This is a genomic window from Paenibacillus ginsengihumi DSM 21568, from assembly GCF_000380965.1.
In the GTDB taxonomy this organism is placed as follows: Bacteria; Bacillota; Bacilli; order Paenibacillales; family NBRC-103111; genus Paenibacillus_G; species Paenibacillus_G ginsengihumi.
In genome coordinates this window covers 1-8,954 of record NZ_KB905653.1, presented here as the reverse complement: position 1 = coordinate 8,954, position 8,954 = coordinate 1, and the positions used below count along the sequence as shown (strand labels likewise).

The window sequence follows — 8,954 nt, the reverse complement described above, 5'->3', positions numbered from 1 at the left end:
GAGCAGAATACGGTAAACGGGGAAGAGTGAGTTACGCGCTTTGCCGCCGGAGAGGCTGCACATCGCCTCCGGCAGTTTGATTTTTTCGAGAAAGGCCAGGAAGATTTTGATGCCACCGCAACTCGTTGCGTTTTGTAGTGAAAATGCAGTTTTGATTTTGCTGATCGTTGTGGTAGACTTCACCTAAAAGGTGCTCCTCTCTTTGGGTGTAGTGTTCCTTGCAAACACCATTCTACCAAAGATTCGGAGCCCTTTTCATATTTTCAAGAAGCGATACTTTCGAAATTCAGGCTAAAATAAATCGTTCCGATTCCAGGTTCGTCCGTTAATGCAAAATGTTTAATGGATTTTATTCGCGATTCGTCTCAGGGGGACCATGCAAGGAGGAATAAGTTTGTTTTTCGTTCCTATGGGTGAGATGAGGGGTTTGAAGCTTCTATACTTGCAAAATAGCTCAGGGCCCGCGTGGTTGGTATACGCCGACAAAATTTCAATACCGCGGGTGACGGTGCGCAGCCCCTTCCAAAATGTTCCTTCCTGCGCTCCTGCCGATGCTTCCGAATTTCTAACGCCAGTGACAAACGCCATTTTGCTGAAACGCAGCCTTTTTAACATGTAAGGCAACTGGGTAGCGCTATTTTGTCAAAAACGCTGAATCTGGCAGCTCAAAATGCGAAATAAGGCTGCTCACTTGCGTTACCATTTCAAATCGCTGGTTTCGAGGGAAATAAGCTCTGAGGCTAGCGTTAGCTTAGGGTTCGCCCGGCAAAACTGCACCCTAGGCTAGCGAGCATTACTAGCGAGCATGAAGAGAAGCTTTGATCGAAAGCACATTCACCAGATGAGCGGGGCTGCGCTTGAGCGGCAGTGTTGCCCGGGACAGGAAGCCACATTTCAGTTTAACACATTAACGCTTTATCGAAGTCGAACTTTTTTTCCGGAAGCGCCGAGAAAACGTTGTCCCGGAATGGCCCTTTGCAGTGCAAATTACGGTTCTGCTTGCCTCGGGAGGGAAAAGATGCGGAGGCGGACAGCCTCCGCCCGCAATTATTGCCCAGGCAATACGCCCAGGACGAAGCATTCCGCCGCCGTCCGCTTACATGTCTCCGATCCAGCGCGTCTTGGCCGCGACCGGTTTCCGTCTGCCTTCCGGGATCGCCATATCCGGATAGCCGACATAGATGAGCCCTACCATCTCTTCATGCTCGGCTAAGCCGAAAGCCTGCTTCATCCGCGCATGGTACATCGGCTCGCCGGAGCGCCAAATCGCGCCGAGGCCAAGCGCATGCGCAGCCAGCAGCATATTTTGGACGGCTGCGTGGGCGGCGGCGAATTCCTCGGCGCGGCTGATGCCGGGCTGCGCCGACGGCGATACGTAAGCGGCGATCACGACCGGAGCGCGAAACGCTTTGGCCGCTTGCTTGGCCCTCAGCGACGCGAGCTGTTCCGCATCCGCGCTGCCTGCATTCTCCGCTGCAATGTCCGCATAAGCTTCGCCCAGCACCGAGCGGCCTTTGCCTGTCAGCACAACGAACCGCCACGGCTCCGTTCCGTGATGGCTGGGCGCCCAATTGGCAGCGTCCAGCAGCCGTTCGACAAGCTTGCGGCTGACCGGGTCGCTCTTTACCCGCCCGACGCTTCGTCTCCCGCGAATCGCTTCCCATACGCTCTCACTAGTCGTTTCGCTCATTTGTCAATTCTCCTCTCCACGTTGATATCACTCGTTGATATCACTCGTCGATACCACTCGTTGATATCACTCGTCGATACCACTCGTTGATATCACCCGTCGGTAGATTGTCCCGTGCTTTCCTGATGACAATGGCCCGCGTCCCCGCCTGCAGCAAACATCCGGGGCCAAAGGCGAAGGCAGCGGGAGCCGTGCGGCCCCCGCTCGCGTCAGAAGCTATCGGCTCGTCACTTCAAAGATGGCGAATTTCAAGTAATCGCCTTCGCTCACGCCGAGCACCCGCGGATGGTCTTTGCCGGCGGCGCGAAATTCCACCAGCCTCAGCACCTTGCCGGCATCGACGGCAGCGGCGTGGATCGTCTCAAGGAACAAATCGGGCTTCATATGATAGGAGCAGCTGGCCGTAACCAAATATCCGCCTTCGTTGACCAGCTTCATGCCGTGCAGATTGATGTCCTTGTAGCCCCGACAAGCCCCTTGAACCGCGCTTCGCGATTTGGCGAACGCCGGCGGGTCGAGGATGACGACATCCCACGTCCGGCCGCCCGCACCGAGCGGCTGCGAGGTGTCGACCTTGCGGCGGTCCGCCTGTCCGCGCTCCCGCCGCAGCTCCAGCCCCTTCACCTGCTCGCGCAAATAATCGAAGGCGTCGGCGACGACGAACTCGACTCTGTCCGCAAAGCCGTTCGCCTCGGCATTGCGCCGGGCCGTGGCGATCGCATGCTCGGAGATGTCGAGGCAGGTTACTTTCTTCGCGCCGTACTTGCAGGCATGCAGCATGAAGCTGCCGGTGTGGGCGAAGCATTCCAGCACCGTCGCCCCGTCCCAGTAAGGAAACGTCACTTCCTTGCCGTTCGCGTTCACCGGCACGCGCCTGACGCTCCCGTCGTCTGCCGTCAGCTCCCTCACCTCAATGCCGCTGCGGCGCCCCCAGCCCTTCATCAGCGGTTCGAGCGAGGCGCGATTTTCCCGCTGATCGAAGAAATAGCCCGTTTTTTGCCCTTCGACGATATCGACCTCGAGCTGCAGCCCGTTCTCCATGATGGTCACCGTTTGCGGGCATTCCCCGTACAGCAGTCCCGTTCGCGGCTTAAGCCCTTCCAGCTCGCGGACCGAGGCGTCGCTTCGCTCATAAATGCCCGCCGGACGGACGACTTCCACCAAGGCCGATACGATCCGCTCCCGGACCCGGTCCATCCCCAGCGTCAGCAGTTGCACGACAAGGATGTCCTCGAACCGGTCGACGATCAGCCCTGGCAAAAAGTCCGCCTCGCCGTAAACGAGCCGGTACGAGCGGGCGCCAGGCACGAACCGCTCGCGATGCGCCAGACAGCGCCGCAGCCGCTGCACGAAAAAGTCGTGCGTCATCTCTTCCAGCGGTTCCCGGGAGACGATGCGGACCGTAATTTGCGAAGCCGGATTATAGTAGCCTGTCGCCAAGTATTGTCCCGCGTGCGTATGGACGGGCACAAGCGCGCCGGCCGGCGGCTCTCCCTCGATCCGCTCGATTTCCGAACGGAATACCCAGGGATGTCCGGCTTCAAGCCGCTTCTTGCGCTTTTTATGCAAAAAAACTGTCATCGGTTCTGTTCCTCCGCCTGCTGTCGAATGTCCTTCCACGGTCCGAATACGCTGTATTCATTCACAAGCCAATTGATGTGAAATATATGTATGAATACGCCTTAATACGCCGCTTCTCCCGAAGCCCCATTCATGATCGCCACGCCCGCGCTCGTTCCGAGCCGGTTCGCCCCGGCCTGAATCATCGCCAGCGCCGTCTTGAAATCGCGGATGCCGCCGGAAGCTTTGACGCCGAACCCTTCCGGCACATTCGCCCGCATCAAGGCGATGTCGCGAACGTCCGCGCCGCCCGGGCCGAAGCCTGTGGACGTCTTGACAAAATGCGCTCCGGCCTGGACGGCCAGCCGGCAGGCGGCGATTTTGGCCGCTTCCGTCAGCAAGCCCGTCTCCATAATGACCTTGACGATCGCCTGTCCCTCCACCGCGCGGACGACTGCCTCGATATCGCGCCGCACCGCCTCTTCCTCGCCAGCCAGCAGCCTGCCGACCTGCAGCACCATGTCGATCTCCGAAGCGCCCTGCTCTGCGGCAACAGCCGCCTCCCTCGCTTTGACCGACGTTTCCGCCGCTCCGAGCGGAAAGCCGCAGACGGCGGCGACGCCGACCCCGGTGCCCTGTACGATATCCCGGCAAAAAGCGACCCACGTACCGTTCACGCAGACGCTGCGGAAGCGGTAGCGCACCGCCTCCTCGCACAGCTTGCGGATCGCCGCTTCGCCTGCATCCGGCTTCAAAAGCGTATGATCGATCATGGACGGCAGCCGATTCCGGTCGAACGCCTCCGCCATCATGCTCCGTTCACCTCGAAGCCGAGCGCTTCCAGCGCCTTACGCAGCACGGAATCGTTGTTTCCGTAGCCGGACTGCACCTGCTGATGCCAAGCCTCCAGCGGATGAAGCCATTCGACGCCGCGAATTTCCTCCACCTGGGCCTGCAGCTTGCCGCCTGTCGCCTCGACCAAATAGTAATGCACTTCCTTGTCCACCGTTCCGACTCCCGGCAGCGTAAACTGATACGTGATCGTCTCCAGCGGCCGAATGATCGTGCCTTCGATGCCCGTTTCCTCCAAAATTTCCCTGAGCGCCGTCTGCTCGATCGTCTCCCCGGGCTCCATCTTGCCCTTCGGCAGCGTAATTTTTCCGTATCGATCCTGGATCATCTGCACCTGCAATTCCGTGCCGTTCTTCCGGTATACAACGCCTCCCGCTGAAATTTCTTTCACTTTCATCCTTCCTTTCCCCGTAAAATCGTCCTATGCCACACCGAAGGTGACGTCCGGCGACGAAGCAGTTGCTTGTCATAGACCGTCACTCTTTATTTGAAACGAAAGGATCTCATCCGGCCGTCCGGAATGAAATCCTCTCAAGTGAAGAAGTTATACGATCGCTTTGGTCGCACCGGATACGGTCAGCGGCGAAGCCGCCGGTGCCTCGACGAGGCGGCCGCGGCATTCGTTCACGCCGGCTTCCGTCAGCTCGACCTTGCACACTTGGCCGATCCAATCCTCGCTGCCTTCGAACACCAACTGCAAATAGTTGTCCGTATACCCCATCACGAGACCTTGGCCTGGGCTGCCTTTATAATCCCTCTCAGGGATGACCTCCAGCACCTGACCGACAAAACGCTGCGCATAGGCAAGCTGCATCCGTTCGGACAAATCGATCAGCTCGTGGACGCGGGCGTTTTTGAGCTCCTCGTCGATCTGGTCCTCCATCCGCGCGGCAGGCGTGCCTGTCCGTTTGGAATAAGGGAATACGTGCATTTCGGAAAACTGCATCTGTTCCATGAACCGATAACCGTTGCGGAACATCTCCTCGGTCTCGCCGGGAAAACCGACGATGACGTCGGTCGTAATGGCCGCGCCCGGCATGACCCGGCGAATATGCTCCAGCTTCTCCGCATACTCGGCCACCGTATATTTACGCCGCATTCGCTTCAGCACCGCATCGTCCCCCGCCTGCAGCGGAATGTGGAGATGGCGGCACATTTTGTCCGAGGCGTTCAGCACCTCGAGCACCGGGTCCGTGATTTGGCTTGCCTCGATGGAGCTGATGCGGATTCGCTTCAGGCCGTCCACCTTGTCCAAATCCCAGAGCAGCTGGGCAAGGCTGTAGTTCTCCATATCCTCGCCGTAACCGCCCGTATGAATGCCGGTCAGGACGATCTCCTTGTAGCCGGCTTCCACCAGCATGCGCGCCTGGCGGATGACGCTCTCCGGCTCGCGGCTGCGCATGAGCCCGCGCGACCATGGGATGATGCAGAACGTGCAGAAGTTGTTGCAGCCCTCCTGAATTTTCAGGAAAGCCCGCGTGCGGTCGGCGAAATCCGGCACATCCAGCTCCTCGAACGTGCGCGTCTTCATGATGTTGCGGACAGCGTTGATCGGCTGGCGCTCCCGCTCGAGCTGCTTGACGTACGTCATGATTTTGTCGCGGTCCTGCGTGCCGATCACCAGATCGACGCCGGGAATCGCCATAATTTCGGCAGGCGACGTCTGCGCATAGCAGCCGGTGACGGCAATGATCGCATCCGGGTTGCGGCGCACCGCGCGGCGAATCATTTGCCGGCTCTTCTTGTCGCCGGTGTTCGTCACCGTACACGTATTGATGACGTATACGTCCGCCGTCGATTCGAAATCGACCTGCTCGTAGCCTTCCTGCTTGAACAGCTGCCAGATCGCTTCGGTGTCATAGAAATTCACTTTGCATCCAAGCGTGTGAAACGCTACTGTAGGCATTACGTTGCCCCTCCCATCTCTCCAGATTCGTATAAAATGCAAGTAAGACCGACCAGCGCGGCCGTCTCCGTTCTTAAAATGCGCTTGCCCAAGCCAACGGTGCGGCAGCCCGCCGCCTCCGCCTCGCGCGCCTCGGCTTCCGTAAAGCCGCCCTCCGGCCCGACGATGAGCAGAATACGCGCCGCCGCGTCCGGCCGCCCGTCCAGCACCTCGCGAATCAGCTTCCGCAGCTGCTGCTTGTCTTCCTTCTCGTAACACAGGAAGGAGGCATCCGCCGCCGCGGCGAGCTTCAGGAGCTCCTTCCAGCCAACGGGCGCCTCGATCTCGGGAATCCGGTTGCGGTGCGCCTGCTCCGCGGCTTCCTTGGCGATTTTGCGCCACCGCTCCAGCCGCTTCGCTTCCTTCTTCGGCTCGAGCTGCACAATGGTGCGCTCGGAGACGAACGGAATGAACCGGGCGGCGCCAATTTCGGTTCCTTTTTGAATCACGAGCTCCATCTTGTCGCCTTTGGGCAGGCTTTGGGCGATCCATACGTCCACAGCCGGCTCGCTCGTCATCGCCAGCCATTCGACGACCTTCGTCTCCACCCGCTCCTTGCTGGCCGCGACGACGGCAACGAGCGCTTCCTTCGATACGCCGTCGCTGACGATGCACGTATCGCCCGGCTGCGCCCTCAGCACGCGGGACAAATGATGGGCATCCTCGCCTTCCAGCACGACGCGGTCGTCCTCAAACCGGTCCGGCGCTACAAAATACCGCTGCACTAAGCATCAACCTTCTATACAATAAACATGTTTTGGTAAGCCTGTATGCAAACGAATCAATTATTTTCATCATACATTTTTTAAAGGCAAAACGCCAGTTTTTCCACAGGAAAGCCGGCGCTGCCAATGATTGCTGCGCTCGGGCTATTGCCCTGCCAGTTTAATGAATAGCGAACCCGAAGATAGACTGCCCGACCCGCATGAACGCGTCGTATACATCATTTTGCAGCGAGAACACCGGTCCGATCGTGACCGCGCGCAGCGGCGGGATAAAAAACATAAGCAAAATGCCGTAAAACAGCCACTGCTCGTATGGCTTGATCTTCATCATGACGCGCCTTGGCAACAGGTCCTCCAAAATTCGGTAGCCGTCCAGCGGCGGCAGCGGCAGCAAATTAAGAATAAACAGGAAAATGTTTTGCGCGACCATCAGGTAAAAGAACAACTGAACGGCCACCACGATGCCGCGCGACGCGCTATCCAGCAGATGCGTCTGATACAGCGAATACCAGAGCAGCATGCTGACGAACGCCAGCAGCAGGTTGCTGAGAGGCCCTGCGGCGGATACGGCGATTCCCATCGCGCGCGGACGGCGAAACCGCGAGCGGTTGACCAGCACCGGCTTCGCCCAGCCGATGCCGATCAGCAGAAAAAAGATCATGCCGAGCACATCCAGATGCACCCGCGGATTCAAGGTGACCCGTCCCATGGAACGGGGCGTCGGATCGCCGAACTTGTCCGCCAGCCAGGCATGGGCGAATTCGTGCACCGTGAACCCGATCAGCAGCACGATAAAGACGAACGGCAAATATTCCAGCGGAAACGCGAAAAAACTCCACTCCATCTGGCATCAGCTCCCAGGGCGCTTCGTCGCCACGATCGCGACCCAGTCTTCTTCCTCGGAGCCTTCCTCGATGGCAAAGCCAGCTTCCTTCAGCGCAGCCTCAACCATCGCCCGCTTGTCGCGAATGACGCCGGAGACAACGTATTTGCCCCCATCCTCGAGCACATCGTATACATCTTTCACGAACTTGACGATAATTTCCGCCAAAATGTTGGCTACGACGACGCGCACCGGGCAGCGGACGCCAAGCCCCTCCGCCTCTTTGGAAGCCGCTTCGCCCAGCACCTGTAGCAGATCGCTCAGCTTGACCGTGATGCGGGACTTAAGACCGTTCAGCCGCACGTTCTCCGTAGCGCTGGAAACGGCGACCGGATCGAGGTCGAGCGCCAGCACATGCCGGGCCCCAAGCCTGGCCGCGGCGATCGCGAGCACGCCGGACCCGGTGCCGACATCGATCACGTCGTCCCCTTCGCGAATGACCCGCTCCAGCGTGCGCAGGCAAAGCGCCGTCGTCGCATGCGTCCCCGTGCCGAACGCCATGCCGGGATCGAGCTCGATGATTTGCTCCTCAGGCGATTCCGGCTCGTACGCTTCCCAGGTCGGCTTGATCGTCAGCCGCTCGGTGATGCGCAGCGGCTTGAAATACTGCTTCCAGGCGTTCGCCCAATCCTCGTCGTCGACCTCGCGCACCTCGATCGCCGCTTCCCCGGGATTGAGCCCGAATTCGGGCAGCTCGCTCAAAAACCGCTTCAGCTTATCCCGGATCAGATCGATGTCCGTGCCTTCGGCAAAATAACCTTTGATCACCGCGCATCCTGCGGGAATCGTGCTCGGCGGAAGCTCGTACCACTGCCCGAGCGACGTATCCCGCGGCTTGTCCGGGTTGTCCGCCTCTTCAATGGAGACGCCTCCGGCTCCCCATTCGTGAATCACATTCGCAATCGCTTCGACCGCTTCATCGGCCGTATGAACTGTCACTTCAAACCAACGCACCAGCGCAACCTCCTGCCGTTATTCGCAAAATACACATAACAAACAGGGCTCTATACCAAACATAGTGCTTGACAACATGTAGAGCCAAAATTGAAAAACATCTGTACATTCCATAAGATGGTTGTGCGACCAATCCAACTCGAGGAATGACAGATGCACAACCAGTATACTGATCTTTTAGTCAATTTACCAGAGGTAAATGTTCAACAGATTGTGGAAATTGATGAGCAAACGATCCATATTCAGGTTGTTCCAAAGTCACGCAAGCAGGCTTGCGCCATTTGCCGTTCGGATCGTTCGGTCATTCGCAAAGGCAGCAACCAAACCCGGAAAATTCGGCATGCT

General features: G+C 58.5%; 8 protein-coding genes and 2 pseudogenes. 1 reads left to right on the top strand and 9 read right to left on the bottom strand.

Annotation, left to right across the window (positions count from 1 at the left end):
- The 9 genes and pseudogenes from F591_RS31005 to prmA form a co-directional block, all read right to left on the bottom strand.
- Positions 1-183: pseudogene (locus F591_RS31005) on the bottom strand (IS1380 family transposase); the annotation flags it as partial.
- Between the two features lie 913 nt (positions 184-1,096).
- Complete coding sequence (locus F591_RS0126100; RefSeq protein WP_019537513.1) at positions 1,097-1,690, bottom strand: nitroreductase family protein; 594 nt, start codon at positions 1,688-1,690, stop codon at positions 1,097-1,099.
- Positions 1,691-1,906: 216 nt separating this feature from the next.
- Positions 1,907-3,271, bottom strand: a complete 1,365-nt coding sequence (locus F591_RS0126095; protein WP_019537512.1) for a class I SAM-dependent rRNA methyltransferase — start codon at positions 3,269-3,271, stop codon at positions 1,907-1,909.
- 101 nt (positions 3,272-3,372) lie between these two features.
- Positions 3,373-4,062 (bottom strand): deoxyribose-phosphate aldolase, encoded by a 690-nt coding sequence (deoC, locus tag F591_RS0126090; RefSeq protein ID WP_019537511.1) that lies wholly within the window; start codon positions 4,060-4,062, stop codon positions 3,373-3,375.
- The gene (locus tag F591_RS0126085) at positions 4,059-4,499 is read right to left on the bottom strand and encodes an NUDIX hydrolase (protein WP_019537510.1); all 441 of its coding nucleotides are present in this window, start codon (positions 4,497-4,499) and stop codon (positions 4,059-4,061) included. Before F591_RS0126085 ends, deoC begins: the two co-directional genes overlap by 4 nt.
- Positions 4,500-4,646: 147 nt before the next feature.
- On the bottom strand, positions 4,647-6,008 hold the full coding sequence (gene mtaB / locus F591_RS0126080; RefSeq protein WP_019537509.1) for a tRNA (N(6)-L-threonylcarbamoyladenosine(37)-C(2))-methylthiotransferase MtaB: 1,362 nt from the start codon (positions 6,006-6,008) through the stop codon (positions 4,647-4,649).
- Positions 6,008-6,772: a 16S rRNA (uracil(1498)-N(3))-methyltransferase gene (locus F591_RS0126075; protein ID WP_019537508.1), complete on the bottom strand. Its 765-nt coding sequence runs from the start codon at positions 6,770-6,772 to the stop codon at positions 6,008-6,010. The genes mtaB and F591_RS0126075 overlap by 1 nt, the downstream gene beginning before the upstream one ends.
- A gap of 160 nt (positions 6,773-6,932) precedes the next feature.
- Positions 6,933-7,616 (bottom strand): site-2 protease family protein, encoded by a 684-nt coding sequence (locus F591_RS0126070; RefSeq protein ID WP_019537507.1) that lies wholly within the window; start codon positions 7,614-7,616, stop codon positions 6,933-6,935.
- A gap of 6 nt (positions 7,617-7,622) precedes the next feature.
- On the bottom strand, positions 7,623-8,609 hold the full coding sequence (prmA, locus tag F591_RS0126065) for a 50S ribosomal protein L11 methyltransferase (protein ID WP_019537506.1): 987 nt from the start codon (positions 8,607-8,609) through the stop codon (positions 7,623-7,625).
- Between the two features lie 153 nt (positions 8,610-8,762).
- Between prmA and F591_RS32495 the strand changes: the two are divergent.
- Positions 8,763-8,954 (top strand): annotated as a pseudogene (locus tag F591_RS32495) (ISL3 family transposase); the annotation flags it as partial.

Coding starts and splice junctions, on each gene's coding strand:
- F591_RS0126100 (WP_019537513.1), bottom strand. CDS start 1,690: ATGAGCGAAACGACTAGTGAGAGCGTATGGGAAGCGATTCGCGGGAGA.
- deoC (WP_019537511.1), bottom strand. CDS start 4,062: ATGATGGCGGAGGCGTTCGACCGGAATCGGCTGCCGTCCATGATCGAT.
- F591_RS0126095 (WP_019537512.1), bottom strand. CDS start 3,271: ATGACAGTTTTTTTGCATAAAAAGCGCAAGAAGCGGCTTGAAGCCGGA.
- mtaB (WP_019537509.1), bottom strand. CDS start 6,008: ATGCCTACAGTAGCGTTTCACACGCTTGGATGCAAAGTGAATTTCTAT.
- F591_RS0126085 (WP_019537510.1), bottom strand. CDS start 4,499: ATGAAAGTGAAAGAAATTTCAGCGGGAGGCGTTGTATACCGGAAGAAC.
- F591_RS0126070 (WP_019537507.1), bottom strand. CDS start 7,616: ATGGAGTGGAGTTTTTTCGCGTTTCCGCTGGAATATTTGCCGTTCGTC.